This window comes from Exiguobacterium sp. AT1b (assembly GCF_000023045.1).
Classification (GTDB): Bacteria; Bacillota; Bacilli; order Exiguobacteriales; family Exiguobacteriaceae; genus Exiguobacterium.
This window is the reverse complement of record NC_012673.1, coordinates 430,931-445,051: the sequence shown is the minus strand read 5'-3', so window position 1 is coordinate 445,051 and position 14,121 is coordinate 430,931. Positions and strand designations below refer to the sequence as shown.

General features: G+C 48.8%; 15 protein-coding genes. 11 read left to right on the top strand and 4 right to left on the bottom strand.

Features of this window, described 5'->3' with window-relative positions:
• Genes EAT1B_RS02415 through EAT1B_RS02390 form a run of 6 tightly spaced genes read left to right on the top strand, consistent with a single transcriptional unit; the run spans position 1 to position 3,755 of the window.
• On the top strand, positions 1 to 885 hold the full coding sequence (locus tag EAT1B_RS02415) for a hypothetical protein (protein WP_012726538.1): 885 nt from the start codon (positions 1 to 3) through the stop codon (positions 883 to 885).
• Positions 882 to 1,292, top strand: a complete 411-nt coding sequence (locus tag EAT1B_RS02410; protein ID WP_012726537.1) for a DUF4430 domain-containing protein — start codon at positions 882 to 884, stop codon at positions 1,290 to 1,292. The genes EAT1B_RS02415 and EAT1B_RS02410 overlap by 4 nt, the downstream gene beginning before the upstream one ends.
• Positions 1,270 to 1,929, top strand: coding sequence for a hypothetical protein (locus tag EAT1B_RS02405; RefSeq protein ID WP_012726536.1), 660 nt, complete (start codon positions 1,270 to 1,272; stop codon positions 1,927 to 1,929). Before EAT1B_RS02410 ends, EAT1B_RS02405 begins: the two co-directional genes overlap by 23 nt.
• Positions 1,907 to 2,863, top strand: coding sequence for an ATP-binding cassette domain-containing protein (locus EAT1B_RS02400; protein ID WP_012726535.1), 957 nt, complete (start codon positions 1,907 to 1,909; stop codon positions 2,861 to 2,863). Before EAT1B_RS02405 ends, EAT1B_RS02400 begins: the two co-directional genes overlap by 23 nt.
• Entirely contained in the window at positions 2,836 to 3,381 is a 546-nt protein-coding gene (locus EAT1B_RS02395; protein ID WP_012726534.1) for a hypothetical protein, read from the top strand. Before EAT1B_RS02400 ends, EAT1B_RS02395 begins: the two co-directional genes overlap by 28 nt.
• A 41-nt stretch (positions 3,382 to 3,422) precedes the next feature.
• Entirely contained in the window at positions 3,423 to 3,755 is a 333-nt protein-coding gene (locus tag EAT1B_RS02390) for a hypothetical protein (protein ID WP_012726533.1), read from the top strand.
• 29 nt (positions 3,756 to 3,784) lie between these two features.
• Here EAT1B_RS02390 and EAT1B_RS02385 read toward each other — a convergent pair whose 3' ends face one another.
• The gene (locus tag EAT1B_RS02385) at positions 3,785 to 4,579 is read right to left on the bottom strand and encodes an SDR family oxidoreductase (protein WP_012726532.1); all 795 of its coding nucleotides are present in this window, start codon (positions 4,577 to 4,579) and stop codon (positions 3,785 to 3,787) included.
• Positions 4,580 to 4,730: 151 nt separating this feature from the next.
• Between EAT1B_RS02385 and EAT1B_RS02380 the strand changes: the two genes are divergently transcribed.
• The 3 genes from EAT1B_RS02380 to EAT1B_RS02370 all read left to right on the top strand — a co-directional run bounded on the left by EAT1B_RS02380 (position 4,731) and on the right by EAT1B_RS02370 (position 8,354).
• A complete protein-coding gene (locus EAT1B_RS02380; RefSeq protein WP_237708268.1) occupies positions 4,731 to 5,627 on the top strand; it encodes a peptidase U32 family protein in 897 nt (298 codons plus the stop codon).
• A gap of 9 nt (positions 5,628 to 5,636) precedes the next feature.
• The gene (locus tag EAT1B_RS02375) at positions 5,637 to 6,878 is read left to right on the top strand and encodes a U32 family peptidase (protein ID WP_012726530.1); all 1,242 of its coding nucleotides are present in this window, start codon (positions 5,637 to 5,639) and stop codon (positions 6,876 to 6,878) included.
• 78 nt (positions 6,879 to 6,956) lie between these two features.
• Positions 6,957 to 8,354 carry an MATE family efflux transporter gene (locus tag EAT1B_RS02370; RefSeq protein WP_012726529.1) on the top strand — a complete coding sequence of 466 codons (1,398 nt, stop codon included), beginning with the start codon at positions 6,957 to 6,959 and terminating at the stop codon, positions 8,352 to 8,354.
• Here the strand turns inward: EAT1B_RS02370 and EAT1B_RS02365 are convergent, their stop codons facing one another.
• Positions 8,355 to 9,218: a DMT family transporter gene (locus tag EAT1B_RS02365; protein WP_012726528.1), complete on the bottom strand. Its 864-nt coding sequence runs from the start codon at positions 9,216 to 9,218 to the stop codon at positions 8,355 to 8,357.
• A 199-nt stretch (positions 9,219 to 9,417) separates the two neighbouring features.
• Between EAT1B_RS02365 and EAT1B_RS02360 the strand changes: the two genes are divergently transcribed.
• Positions 9,418 to 11,544, top strand: coding sequence for a DNA topoisomerase III (locus EAT1B_RS02360; RefSeq protein WP_012726527.1), 2,127 nt, complete (start codon positions 9,418 to 9,420; stop codon positions 11,542 to 11,544).
• 14 nt (positions 11,545 to 11,558) lie between these two features.
• On the opposite strand, the gene ytzI is transcribed toward EAT1B_RS02360, so the two are convergent.
• Entirely contained in the window at positions 11,559 to 11,750 is a 192-nt protein-coding gene (ytzI, locus tag EAT1B_RS02355; RefSeq protein ID WP_012726526.1) for a YtzI protein, read from the bottom strand.
• 144 nt (positions 11,751 to 11,894) lie between these two features.
• Here ytzI and EAT1B_RS02350 point away from each other — a divergent pair, with 144 nt between their 5' ends.
• Positions 11,895 to 13,007: a PP2C family protein-serine/threonine phosphatase gene (locus tag EAT1B_RS02350; RefSeq protein ID WP_012726525.1), complete on the top strand. Its 1,113-nt coding sequence runs from the start codon at positions 11,895 to 11,897 to the stop codon at positions 13,005 to 13,007.
• Positions 13,008 to 13,044: 37 nt separating this feature from the next.
• On the opposite strand, the gene EAT1B_RS02345 is transcribed toward EAT1B_RS02350, so the two are convergent.
• The gene (locus EAT1B_RS02345; protein WP_012726524.1) at positions 13,045 to 13,980 is read right to left on the bottom strand and encodes a magnesium transporter CorA family protein; all 936 of its coding nucleotides are present in this window, start codon (positions 13,978 to 13,980) and stop codon (positions 13,045 to 13,047) included.
• Positions 13,981 to 14,121: the final 141 nt, after the last annotated feature.

Below are 14,121 nucleotides of genomic sequence, written 5' to 3'. Positions count from 1 at the left end.
GTGACCATTCAACTCTATGTATGGGCAGCCTTTTTAGTGATTAGCGTTCTATTAGGGATTCGATTAAATCAATTGAAAGAGCCGGAAGCGAACTTCTTTCCAAAGTTCTTATTTTATTCCCTACTTGGAATCGTGTCTTTTCCTATCGGCGGGTTTCACATTCCGATTGGCTTTCTGTTGTCATTTTTGTTCTTTCCGAAACAGAATAGCCGGTATAAATGGTACGGGGCACTGTTAGGGTTCTTCTTTTTTCTCGTCTTGCTTTTTGTCCCATTGTTCGACCAGTCCGGCTTTCGTTCCGAGTCGCAACAAATCGGTGCCGTCTCGGTCACGGATGAATCATTTGATGACATGACCGAAAAATTGTTACAACGAATCAATAGTGAATCAATCAAATTAGATCGTGGGAAATTACAGATTGACCGGGAAGGGAACGTTCAATCCATTGAGTATTTACTCATGGTGGAGCGAGCCGAGTCGTTCCAACAGATCCGTGTGACATATGGCTCAGGACAACTTTCGTATGAACAAGTCGATGAACTGCGTAAAGAATCTGGACAGGCCTTTTTTGAAAAGCTTGTCGAATTCGACCACATGCTGTCGACGTTACGAGGTCCTTCATGGGATGAGTATACTGACGTCGTTTCTGCCCCAGTGTTACAACTTTCCTATGATGGGCTGTATGACATGTACACGTTCGAAAACGAATCGATGCTCATGATCAATCGAGACAATGAACTGGTCAAGTTCTGGCTCCAGCGCGAACCAGTCCTCGCAAACAGCATCCAACTCGTCGGACTGACACGGGAAGGACGAAGTTCAGGCGAACGTTTTGCGATACTATATAATTATTCGATACATCAACGAGAGGATTTGACAGAATGATCAAACCGTATTTGAGTATTTCCCTATTAGCGACCGCACTTCTTGTCGGATGTGGCGGAGAAGAAGCCCAACAAGAGGCGTGCGATGTAAGTCCGACCATTTCCGTATACAATGCGGCGACGGAGGAGACGCTCTATCAAGAGAAGAGTGTCTGTTTGGAAGAGGATGCGACCGTGCTCGACGCATTGAAAGCGACAGGGCTTGACCTCGAAGTGACAGGAAGCGGAGACATGTCGTACGTGACGGCAATCGAAGGCATCGAAGAAAAATCAGAAGGACAATCGTCAGGCTGGGTATTTGCTTTTAATGGTGCGCCCGGAGATGAAGGGGCCGGTGCTAAAGAAGTAGAATCGACGGACGTCATTCAGTGGCGGTTTGAAGAAGATGCGATTGCTTTCTTCGAATGAGGCAGATTGGGAGCGGCGACATCCTGTCACGCTCCTTTTCTTTCTATTCAGCCATCTATTCATCCTGACGTATATCCAAGATGTCACGGTATTGGTCGTCGGTCTTGTCCTGTTGCTCATGCTTGAACGTCGGTTTCCGTGGACGATGCTCATCGTATTGATTGCGTTTGCTGTCGTCTCGGTCTTCCCTGCATTGTTCGGGTGGGAGTTATCGCTCTCTTACATATGGCGTCAGCTGTTGAGGTTGGCTACTTTCTTACTTGGCATGCTGTGGATTTCTCGTATTGTTCGATTGGAACGATTGCTGCCACTCCTCTCCAGATGGCCCCGTTCAACTTCCCTCTTGTACGGGGCGTGGGCACTTATTCCTTCGATGGAACGGGCGGTACGTCAGTCGCTCAGAAGTCACCCGAAAGGAGCCTGGCAAGAAGCGATCGAGAATGGCATTGAGAGCCAAAGGCATGAGCCAAGATTTGCAGTCGAGCCGATGCGTCGCTTCCGAGCCGAGGATGTTCTGCAACTCCTTGCGATTGGCTTGATTGGTTATGTATCAATCGAATGGACCATCATTCCATGGCTCATCTATCCATACATCACAAAAGGAGGTGTTCGTGATGCAATGGCTTTCTACAGTTGACGGTTCGTTCGAGGCATATATCGAGCGGTATCGTCCTCAAGTCATCAGAATGAATCAACCATTCTCAGGAAAAGTTGGTCATTTATTATCTGGTGTTGACCCGCTTCGGGGAGCGGAACTTGCCTCACTCTTACAAATCGATGCACTATATCCAAAAGCGTTTGACGCCTGTTCAAGCGGAGAACAACAAATCGTCCAAGTCGCTCATTCACTGTTAAATCAACCTGAATCACTTGTGCTCATCGAACCGTTTCGCCACCTCGATCAATTTCGTCGAGAACATCTAGAGATGCTATTCCGTCGTATAACCGATCTCGGTGTTCAAATCGGTTATACGGACCGGGCGCAAGAGTCGTCTGAAGACATACAAATCACTTTTCGACAATCGGAGACGATACCGAGGATTGATGCGACCGATGTATCCTATCGACACCCGCTTCAGGCGACTTATGCCATTGAAGAAGTGACCGTCCAAATGACTGAACCGGGTCTCACCGTCTGTATCGGGACGAACGGAAGTGGAAAATCGACGTTGCTCGAACTTTTAGCAAGAAGCAGACGCCCTCTTCATGGACGAGTGAAGCGAGGGGAGCGAGCTGCCTATCTTCCTGCCGAAACGGAATACGGTCCATTTCCGAAAGAATCGAACCGGAGGATTGTTCAACTACAAGCCGTCTTGAACGACCCGGCAAGCGTCCTTTTGCTCGATGAACCGACGGTGGATTTAACGAAGGGGGAGCGTAAGGCGTTCCTTGAAGCGGTCTTGAAAAAGTCAGAATCAGCACGCGTGCTTTGTGCGACCCATGATTTGGCGTTAGTCGACCAAGCGACGGACGTGATATACCTTGCAAGTGGTCGCGTGGTCTTTCAAGGTGAACGCTCAATCTTCCAAGAACGGAGTACGCTATGGTCACATACGTCTTCGCCATTCTGATTGCCATTCTGGCGCTGTATCGATTTGAGAAATCCGACCTCCCGATTCAACCGCTCGTGCAGCTCTTGGCACTCGCAGTCATCGGGCGTTGGCTCTTTATGACGATTCCAAACGTACAGCCGACGACAGCCATTTTGATGCTGACCGCATTATGTATTGGGTTGAATGCTGCAGCGGTCCTTGCGCTCTTCGTACCCATCTTGTCAGGTCTGTTGCTCGGGATCGGACCATTCGTCTTCTATCAATTTTTAGGGTGGCTCCTTATCGTAACGCTCGTCAGCAGTTTTAGACCGTTATGGATGAAGTCGAGTATCCTTTTCCTTACCCTCGGTTTTTTCTCTGGATTTTTATATGGATGGACGACCAATTTAGCGTTCTTCGAAGTGATTGGAGCTGATTTTTGGAAGCTACTTCTACTCAGCGTCCCGTTCGACTTGGCACATGGGCTATCGAACGTCGTCTTCCTCATTTTAATCCGTCCCTTGTTCGAGCGCATATTCCTTCGTCAACTCGGGTAAATATACAATAGTCATATCATTTTGAGTGAGGTGAACGACGGATGGGTGCATATATCAATCTCACAGAAGTCGGCATGTTTCTACTCGTAGGACTATTGTTTATCTTGTTAAACCTGATTCTATTGGCAAAACGTTACACGAGAGCCCGTTTTGCCATGATCAGTATCCTTACGGCGAGCGTGTGGCCAGCACTCATGATTGTGCTTTCCGTGGAACAACTGAGCATCATGGACCAACTCACGTCAGGAGACCTGACGCTCGATGCCGTCATGGCGTGGGGAGTCGTCATCGCTACAGCGCTGATGACTATGATTCCGGCAGGTGTGTTTCTATATCGGCTTGTGAACGTCTCTCGCTTACACTCTGAACCATAAAAGGAGCGACCCGATGCGGTCGCTCCTTTTCATGTGGTCGATTCAGCAGGTGTTCCATCAGCCGGTTTCTGGACGCGGCGTAATACTTCTAAACTGAGAGCTCTCGGCATCAATTTGGCGACCCCGACCAACAGCTGATTCGAGAGTCCGGGGATGATCACACGCTTGTTATTCATCACCCCTTTGTATCCGAAGAAAGCGACGAGATGAGATGGCATTTTCGAGAACGACAATTCACTCCCGGCACGATTAAAGAAATTTGTATCCGTCGGGCCAGGGCATAATACACTCACATGCACACCGCTACCTTTCACTTCGGCATGAATCGCTTCAGTGAATGAAAGGACATAGGCTTTCGTTGCATAATAGACGGCCATATATGGACCAGGTTGGAAGGCAGCGACGGATGCGACGTTCAACACAAATCCGTGGTCACGTTCGAGCATGTCAGGCAAATAGGCTTTCGTCAGTTCGGTCAACGTATTGACATTCAATCGGACCTCGTCGGCCTCCGTCTCGGCATCGAGGTCGGCGAATGCGCCGGACGTGCCGAACCCGGCATTGTTGATTAAAAAGTCGACAGTGAGGCCAGCTTCGGCGATCATCGTCGTCAATCGGACTGCGGCGTCATGTTTTGCCAAATCTAGTGCAAAGATATGGACATTGATGCGATAACGCGTCTCGAGTACTTTTTTTAGTTCATGCAATCGTGGTTCGTTCCGAGATACTAAAATACAGTCATAGCCATCGCGAGCGGCGAGTACGGCCAAGTCTAGACCGATGCCCATCGAGGCGCCGGTGATTAAAGCTGTCTTTGACAACATGATCCACTCCTTTGATGAAAAGTCATACATTGTTACTGAATTCTTCACGAGTTGTTAAAATCCTGCTTCGTTCGCACATTGAAACATATGCTAAAGTATAGCGAGAAAATGTGATTAGACTCACAAAGTAGGGAGTAGAATAAATATGATGATTCAGCTCGTCACTACGGCGCAGAGCGTCGATCAGGCAGAAGCGTTAATCAAAGCCGGTGCGGACCGACTGTATATCGGAAATTCGAGGTTTGGGTTGAGACAAAAAGGTGACTGGACAATTGATGCTGTGAGGGAAGTCACACAACTTGCCCATCGGTATGGAAAAGAAGTGACAGTAGCCGTCAACAACCTGATGCACAATGACCACATTGAAGAATTGACGGATTATTTGCAAACGCTGAAAACGATTGGAGTCGATGATGTCACCGCTGGAGACCCTGGTGCCATTCGCTTGATCCGACAGGCAAAGATTCCGTATTGGTATGATGCTCAAACGCTCGTCACGTCCGCCAAACAGATTCAATTTTGGGGGAAACGCGAAGCGATTGGAGCGGTCGTCGCGCGCGAAGTGACCATCGAAGAACTCGTTTTGATCCAACAACAAATCGGACTTCCTGTTGAGGTACAAGTATATGGTCCGACGTGCATCCATCATTCCAAACGCCCACTCGTGACGAATTACTTTAACGAACTCGGGAGACCGGTTGAAGAAGCAAAACAACGCGAATTTTACATGAGTGAACCGGCAGATACGACGAGTCGTTATCCCATCTACGAGGACGAGAACGGTACCCATATATTCTCTGAGGATTTGACGCTCATGGGACAACTTCCGACGTTAGTCAAAAATGGACTTCACACGTGGAAGCTAGATGGATGGCACGCCGGGGCCAAGTTTGTTGAAATCGTTCAGTTGTTTACTTATGCCCGGACGAATTTGTTGAACGGTCGATTTGATCGCATGGAGATGGAACAACGTCTTCATGAGCTACAACCGAAAGCGTTCCGTCTCGGTACGGGATTATGGTTACGCAAGCCAGAAGAGATTAAGTGAGGGATCAAGATGAAACAACGTCCAGAATTATTAGCGCCAGCAGGAAACTTAGAGAAATTAAAGATGGCCATCCATTATGGTGCCGATGCGGTCTATATCGGCGGACAGCAATTCGGGTTACGTTCACGTGCCGGTAATTTCAGTTATGACGAGATGCGTGAAGGGGTAGCCTTCGCACATGCAAACGGTGCGAAAGTATACGTTGCTGCGAACATGGTGACGCATGAAGGCGATATCGAGGGGGCAGGTGACTTCTTCCGAACACTTCGAGATATCGGAATCGATGCGGTCATCGTCTCGGATCCAGCGATGATTGAAACGTGTCTCACGGAAGCAGATGGGTTGCCCGTCCATTTGTCGACCCAAGCTTCGGCGACAAACTATGAGACGCTTCGTTTCTGGAAGGAAGAAGGGCTCGAACGAATCGTCTTGGCACGTGAGGTATCGATGGATGAAATCGTCAAAATGAAACAGGAAGTCGATGTCGAAATTGAGACGTTCGTCCATGGGGCGATGTGTATCTCCTATTCCGGTCGATGCACGTTATCGAATCACATGACATTACGGGATGCCAACCGTGGGGGATGTGCCCAATCATGCCGCTGGAAATATGGTTTCTTTGAAGAGGGAGATCTTCTGACAGAAGAGATGGAATCACGTGACGAAGAGCCGTTCTCGATGAGTTCAGTTGATTTATCGATGGTCCGCCACATACCTGACTTGGTAGAGGCGGGAGTGGATAGTTTGAAGATTGAAGGACGAATGAAATCGATTCATTACGTCGCGACCGTGTGTAACGTCTATCGTCAAGTGATTGATGCGTACTGTGAAGACCCAGAGCATTTCGTCTTCGACCCGGCATGGGAAGAGGAAATTTGGAAAGCGGCCCAACGTGAACTCGCGACCGGGTTCTATTACGGGATCCCGACTGAGAAAGAGCAATTGTTCGGGAAACCTCGTTCGATTCCGCAATTTGCGTTTGCCGCTCGTGTCATCTCTTATGACCCTGTGACGGGTATGGCAACGCTCGAGCAGCGGAATCACTTTTCAATCGGTGAAGAGGTTGAATTTTTTGGACCCGGATTTGTTCGTTTCTCACAAGTCATTGAAACGATGGAAGATGTGGACGGTCACCTCCTCGAGTCTGCTAACCAAGCGATGATGACGATTCGTGTCAAAGTGGATCAGCCGGTCGCGACCGATTACATTATGCGTAAGCGAAAAGGCGTGCGTGCTCGTGCGCTCGTTTGACACATCCACCGAGCCAACATAGTCGCCCGTTCCGTCCAATCCTGCTACCCTAAGAAGTAGAGACGGAGGGATGGAAGAATGAACCAAAATACGGAGCAATTACGGACTGAGCCCATCGGCAGACTCCTTTTCAAGTTATCGCTTCCGGCGATGATTGGGATGCTCGTGACGGCGCTCTATAATATCATTGATACGATTTTTGTCGCCCGGGGGATTGGTGCGTCGGCAGTCGCGGCCATCGGGATCGCGTTCCCGATTCAGATGATTTTAATGGCTGTGTCGAGTGCCGTGGGACTGGGTGGGGCGTCCATCAGTTCGAGGAAGCTCGGACGCGGTGATGATGCCGGTGCAGCCGTTACATTCTTGAACGTACTTGTCCTCGTCGGTCTGTTTGCGGCACTTGCGGTCAGTTCCGCTTTCTTTATGTTAGATGACATTTTAAAAGTGTTCGGTGCGACGACCGAGATCATGGATCTCAGCCGACAGTACTTATCAGTTGTATTAATCAGTTCACCATTCTTCATGTTCACACTCGCTTCGAGTGCGATGGTTCGTGCTGAAGGGCAGGCACCTTATCAAATGAAGGTCATGCTGACGACCGTCCTCGTCAACCTCGTGACGACCCCACTCTTCATCTTTACGTTCGACTGGGGTATGTATGGGGCAGCGTCTTCGACGGCACTCGCCCAAGTCATCGGTTCCGTATTGATGCTGCGATTCTTCTTCGCCCGAAAACCAAAAACGGAACTGCGCTTCAAGTGGCGTCAGTTCCGGATTCGATTCGATGAGATGAAAGAAATCATGGCAATCGGTTCGTCTTCGTTCATCATGATGGTGTCCCAATCTATTTTATTCGTTGGTGTCAACGTGATGCTCGGTACGTACGGCGGAACCGAAGAATTGGCCATTTTCGCCATTATCAACAAGTTCATGGCGCTCGTCGGTATGCCGATCATGGGAATCGTCCAAGGGATGCAACCAATCGTAGGATATAACTACGGCGCAGAGCGATTCGACCGAATGCGTGAAACCATTTGGACGGCGATGCGTGCCGGGATTGCGATTGCTGTCATCATTTGGTTGATTCTACAGCTTTTCCCGCAAACGCTCATGGGCTGGTTCTCGACGGATGAGGCGCTCATTGCTGGAGGTGTGACGGCGATTCACATTCTGTTCGCCGTTTCTTTCCTTCCGAGTGTGCAGATGCTCGTCAATGGAATCTATCAGTCCCTCGGGAAAGCGCGAGTCGCCATGTTCTTGTCTCTGTCACGTCAGACGCTTTACACGATACCGCTCGTCTTCATTCTCCCATCGTTCCTCGGGGTGTTCGGCGTCTGGTTGGCATTCCCAATCGCTGATGCGATGACATTTTTGACGGCAGTCGCCCTGGCATTCTGGGACCGTAAATTATTGTTCCGTCCTTCAGAAGAAGATAAAGAAGCACATGATGTAAATCCGAAAGCGACAAACTTATAATCAAACGTCCGCTCGTGTCGAGCGGGCGTCTTCTTTTAGGAACAAGTATATTCCGCCGAGGAGGACGATCGCACCGACCCATTGGAACGGTCCAAGTCGCTCTCCGAAGAAGGCGTATCCAAACAGCATTCCCCACAACGCTTCTCCAAGAATCGTGATACTGACGACGGTCGCACTGACACGGGCAAGCGCATAGTTGAACAGGTTGTGCCCGAGGATTGTCGGGAAGAAAGCGAGCGCAAGGAAGTACCACCAGTTGATGGATTCAAAGGCAGTGAACGTCGTGCCACGTACGAGCAACATGAAGCAAAGCACGACCGTCGCAACAAGATATACGCTAAAAGAGTATGTATTCGTGTTCATCGAGGCTCGTACATGCTGTCCGACGAGCCAATATCCTGCAATCAATAGGGCGGCAATCAAGGCGAGTAGGTCTCCGAAGAGGGCTTCACGGCCGAGTTGAATATCCCCCGCGGCGACGAGCATGCCCCCGAGGACAGCAACGAGCGCGAAGGCCAGTCCCTTTCGTGTCGGATTCTTTTTAAAGATGAGTGCATTCCCAATCAACACAAAAATTGGACTCGATGTGACAAACAGTGTGGAGCTGGCGACCGTCGTGTAATCGAGTGACAAGAACCAAAGCCAAAAGTGAAACGCTAGTAACGTTCCGCTAAGGAGTAGAGCATAACGTGTCATAAGGCGCGTGGTGATCAGTGATTTGAAATCGACAAACGGTAGCAACATGAGACACGTGAAAAGCATTCGGTAAAATGCGGCAGTCTCGGCAGGTGCTGACGTCCATTTGACGAAGAGGACGCTCGTCGATAAGAAAAAGACAGCGGCGAATAAGATAAGATAAGACATGGCGACACTCCTTCACAGTTGTACTTCTCTGTTAATGATATCGGAAAACAGCCACGAGGCAAGACATGATTCAAAAAGAGCAAACAAATGCTCCCCTCTCGATGTGTCCATCTTCGACTTGATATAGTAAAATACATAGTAGAAGCTAGCCAATCATGTACGTCTTGCCATTATGTAGAAGGCGAAGTAAGGAGTTCTTATGAGACTAATCATTGCGGAAAAGCCATCACAAGCTCAAAAGTTGGCTGCTCCCTATCCATCTAAAAAGCGAAAAGAAGAGATTGAAATCTCACCTTGTCCCCGTTTCCCTGAGGGGGCGATTGTCGTATGGGCCGTCGGTCACCTTTGTGAACTTCAAGAACCGTCGCACTATCGTCCGGAATGGAAGTCGTGGAAGTACGAGGCACTTCCGATCGTCCCAGAACGATTTGATTATCGTATTTCAAAAGGGAAGTCGAAACCGTTCTATGCCATCAAAAAATGGCTCCATGACCGCTCGATTACCGATGTCATCATTGCATCGGATGCCGAACGGGAAGGAGAAGCGATCGTTCGTCTGATCCTCCGACTCGCAGGTAACAAAAAACCGCTTGCTCGACTATGGATTTCGAGTCTGACGGAGCAAGCAGTCGATCGGGGATTCTCGCAACTGTTGCCAGGTGAACAGACGATTCCATACTACCATGAGGCGATGAGTCGCGCCTGTGCGGACTGGCTCGTTGGGATGAACGCCTCACGTGCCTATACGACATTGTTGAAGACGATTGGGATTGAAGACGTCTTCTCGCTCGGTCGTGTACAAACCCCGACGCTTGCCCTAATCGTCAATCGCGAACGAGAAATTAAACAATTCGTACCAGAACCATACTTTGAAGTCGAGGCGACACTTGCAAAAGGTCGAGGCACGTTCAAAGCGAAGTATACGTTTGGAAAGACAACGAAGCTCAAAACGCGTGAGGAGGCCGATGCGGTCGTCAAACGTGCATCTGGAACCGCGATTGTGAAGACAATCGACAAGGAAGAAAAAATCGAGCAACCCCCATTTTGGTTCAGTCTATCCGGACTTCAAGCAGAGGCGGGGAAACGATTCGGATTCGGGGCGAAAAAGACGCTTGATATCGCTCAAAAGTTATATACGAAAGGGTGGATCAGTTACCCTCGGACCGATTCAGGATTTGTCACACCCGATGAGGCGACGCTATTTCCACAGACAAAGGCAAGACTGCTAAAGTCCGACGCCTATGCAGGACTTCGTGACCTGTTGACTGAGGACCCGTCGAAAAATCGACGCTATGTCAATGCCAAGAAAGTCAGTGACCACTACGCGATCATCCCGACGGAGGCGTGTGGTGACGTCACTCGACTTGGTGGGGATGAGGCGAAGCTATATGATTTGATCAATCGACGTTTCCTTGCGGCCTTTGCACCCGCAGCGATGCTCGAGAAGACAACGGTGGATCTGATTGATGGAGGCGACTTGTATCGCGCAAAAGGAACCGTCGTTGTGAGTCCTGGCTATCGACAAGTCGTGGAGATGAAATCAAAAGATGTCGAGCTTCCTGCGCTGACGGTCGGTGAAGAATTTAAAGAGAAGAAAGTTGAAGTGTTGTCGAAACAGACAGAGCCACCGAAGCGATATACGGAGGGCGCGCTCATTATGGCGATGAAAGTCGCAGGGAAACAACTCGATGACGAAGAGCTGATTCATATTATGAAAGAAGTAGAGGGACTCGGGACCGAGGCGACACGTGCCAACATCATCGATGGATTGAAAAAGCGAGGCTATGTCCAACTTCAGAAAAAAGAGCTCGTTCCTACAGACAAAGGGCGCCTGCTGATCGATGTGCTCGGAGACAGTATTTTGGCCTCGCCCGTCATGACAGCGAAATGGGAGAAACGTCTCCATGAAATCGGTCAAGCATCGGCCTCCGCTGCTGAATTCATTGAACAAGCGAAGAAGATGTCCGTTCATTTGGTTGAAGAAGCGAAATCGCGAGTAGAAGCGGCTAATCCTGAGGGCTATACGATTGAAGCGAAGCGTTATGGAAAAAAAGGAACGACTCGACCGAAGGCATCATTTGGTATCTGTCCGAATTGTGGAAAAGGGCTCGTCGAACATCCGAAGTTCATCGGCTGTAGTGGATATCGTGAAGGATGTCGCTTCACCGTATCCAAACAGGTGCTCGGCGTCGGACTCGTCAAAGATGAGTTGAAGCAAATGATCAATGGGGGGCAATCGAACGTCCATACGTTTAAAAAAGGAGACAAGACGTTCAATGCCTCATTGTATTTAGAAAAAGGTACACTCCGATTTGAATTCAAATAAAAAAGGGTCACGCATTAGAGCGGCCCTTCTGTCTTGTCAGTCTTTTCTCTTTGCTTGTCGTCTTCAATGCGACGATTGATTTCGTCATAGTCGAGGACGATGTCATCTTTATTGTCTTTATAGGCGTATCCTTTTTGGATGACGACGATGGATGCAATGAGGACGAGTAAGATGATTAAACCGCTGACGGCAAATATCCAGGCCATATGAACCCCTCACTTTCTTTCTTCAGTATGCCAAACAATGGACAGGTTCTTCAACTAGAATGAACAGACGGTTATGTCGTGTGTGAATGAAAAGATATGGTACAATACGATATAGATTAATACGTAGAGAAGGAAGGGATAGTCATGGCGATTTTGATTGTGGATGATGAACCGGTCAATACGCTCGTACTCGAGCAACTGCTTCACCAGCACGACTATGAGACGGTATCGGTCTCGAGCGGGGAAGAAGCGCTCGACTTACTGATGGCCCCACAAGCTGCATCGCTGTATGATCTCGTCCTGTTGGATGTCGAAATGCCTGGAATTTCAGGAATCGAGACGTGCAAACGGATTCGGCAGATGGCTGACTTTGAAGAGTTGCCGGTCATCATGGTTTCCGGACGAACGGAAGAGAAGCAGATTGCCGAGGGGCTCGACGCGGAGGCGTCAGATTACACGACCAAACCGATCAAAATAACAGAATTACTTGCAAGAATCCGTTCTGCTCTCCGTTATAAGGCGGCTGTTGATGAACGGAAAATTTATGAGGCCCGTCTTCAGTATGATTTAGACCTCGCCCAGAAGATTCAACAAAGCGCGCTTACGCCACCAATCAGTAATGAAGAGATTGATGTTCGGGCGCTCTATCTACCTTCTAAAAAACTAGCCGGAGACATGTACGCGTGGTTTCAGGTCGCACCGGACCGATACGGGGTCATCATCTTTGACGTCATGGGACATGGGGTCTCATCGGCGCTCATCACGATGGGAATCCGTTCCATCCTACCGGGCCTTGTCGGGAACGTGCAATATCCGGTAGACGTCATGACGGAGTTGAACCGTCAGATGACGTTCCTCTTCTCGGGTGACGATATGCATAGCTATTTCACGGCGGTCTATTGTTACATCGACACGACAAAGCGTCGAATTGAATATGTGAATGCAGGCCATCCCCCTGTGATCGTGACGTCAGAAGAAGGAAACTGTCGTCTCGAGACGACAGGAGTACCAGTTGGCATGTTCGAGGAACCGAATTATGAGTCGAAAGAGATTGACATCACGCCGAATATGATGCTTCACATGTATACAGATGGACTCATGGAGTGTTACAGCAAAGATATCGATGATGGGATTCGCTGGCTAGAGAAGGACGTTGTCACATACGGTTTGGACTATAGTCGTCACGTCGCTGAACAGCTTGTGCCAAAGATTGAGATTGAAGACGATCTGTGTCTCGTCACGGTCAAAATCACATGAAGAGAGCCTGACGCAATATGCGTCAGGCTCTTGGTCGCTAAAAATATCGCTTTCGCCAAAGAATATAAAAGGCGAGACCGGAAAATCCAATCATCATCGTGATGGCCATGATAAATCCGAACGGTTGTCCTTCCCATGGAACTTGAACGTTCATCCCGAAAATCCCAGATATCATTGTCGGGATACTGAGGACAATCGTGATGGATGCCAAGAATTTCATGACGAAGTTGACGTTGTTTGAAATGATGGATCCGAACGCCTCCATCTTGATGCTGATGATGTCGTTGTAAATCGATGCCATTTCCATCGCTTGACGGTGTTCGACAAAAACGTCTTCGAGTAATTCTTCGTCCTCTTCATGTTTCTCCAAACTCGGTGTCTTGACGATGCGGTCTAAGACGCTATCGTTCGCTTTTAAAGAGGTCATGAAGTAGACGAGAGATTTTTGAAGGTTCATCAACTGGAAAATCTCTTGGTTTCGCATCGAACGCTGCAACTCTTGCTCGAGTTCGTCCATTCTTCGGTCGATTTGGCGCAAGAAACGCAAATACGTCATACTCACCCGATGTAAAATCTGAAAGACGAAGCGACTTCGATAGTTCGTTCGGAACAGTCTTGCCTTTCCGTTAGCGAACAAATTCAACACGTCGAGATCTCGCGAGCAGACGGTGATGAAATGTCGTCCGGTCACGATGATACCGAGCGGGATGGTATTATACGTGCGACCTGTATCATCTTCCTCCACATACGGAACGTCGATGATCATGAGAAGTCCTTCATCATCTTTTTCAAAACGTGGTTTCTCTTCAATATCAAGTGGGTCATATACAAAGTCTTCTGGAATGCCGGACGCCTCGATGACTTGATCGGCCTCATCTTTTGTCGGATTCACGAGTTGAATCCAGCTTCCTTTATCAAAGTCTTCGATTTCATCCACATGGCCTGATGCGTCAGTACGGTAAATCGTCAGCATGCATCTTCCTCCTACCTTAACTCAATCTTATTATAGGTAGCCAAAATGAAGAGTGCAATCCAAAGCAGGAGATTTTTTGTTTTCTCCCGAAAACGTGTTACAGTGAGAGGGAACGATTGGAATATCGTTTATTGAGGAGGG

Bases quoted from the DNA above. Each gene is read 5' to 3' on its own strand.
- EAT1B_RS02410 (WP_012726537.1), top strand. From the start codon at position 882: ATGATCAAACCGTATTTGAGTATTTCCCTATTAGCGACCGCACTTCTT.
- EAT1B_RS02405 (WP_012726536.1), top strand. From the start codon at position 1,270: ATGCGATTGCTTTCTTCGAATGAGGCAGATTGGGAGCGGCGACATCCT.
- EAT1B_RS02400 (WP_012726535.1), top strand. From the start codon at position 1,907: ATGCAATGGCTTTCTACAGTTGACGGTTCGTTCGAGGCATATATCGAG.
- EAT1B_RS02395 (WP_012726534.1), top strand. From the start codon at position 2,836: ATGGTCACATACGTCTTCGCCATTCTGATTGCCATTCTGGCGCTGTAT.
- EAT1B_RS02390 (WP_012726533.1), top strand. From the start codon at position 3,423: ATGGGTGCATATATCAATCTCACAGAAGTCGGCATGTTTCTACTCGTA.
- EAT1B_RS02385 (WP_012726532.1), bottom strand. From the start codon at position 4,579: ATGTTGTCAAAGACAGCTTTAATCACCGGCGCCTCGATGGGCATCGGT.
- EAT1B_RS02375 (WP_012726530.1), top strand. From the start codon at position 5,637: ATGAAACAACGTCCAGAATTATTAGCGCCAGCAGGAAACTTAGAGAAA.
- EAT1B_RS02370 (WP_012726529.1), top strand. From the start codon at position 6,957: ATGAACCAAAATACGGAGCAATTACGGACTGAGCCCATCGGCAGACTC.
- EAT1B_RS02365 (WP_012726528.1), bottom strand. From the start codon at position 9,218: ATGTCTTATCTTATCTTATTCGCCGCTGTCTTTTTCTTATCGACGAGC.
- EAT1B_RS02360 (WP_012726527.1), top strand. From the start codon at position 9,418: ATGAGACTAATCATTGCGGAAAAGCCATCACAAGCTCAAAAGTTGGCT.
- ytzI (WP_012726526.1), bottom strand. From the start codon at position 11,750: ATGGCCTGGATATTTGCCGTCAGCGGTTTAATCATCTTACTCGTCCTC.
- EAT1B_RS02350 (WP_012726525.1), top strand. From the start codon at position 11,895: ATGGCGATTTTGATTGTGGATGATGAACCGGTCAATACGCTCGTACTC.
- EAT1B_RS02345 (WP_012726524.1), bottom strand. From the start codon at position 13,980: ATGCTGACGATTTACCGTACTGACGCATCAGGCCATGTGGATGAAATC.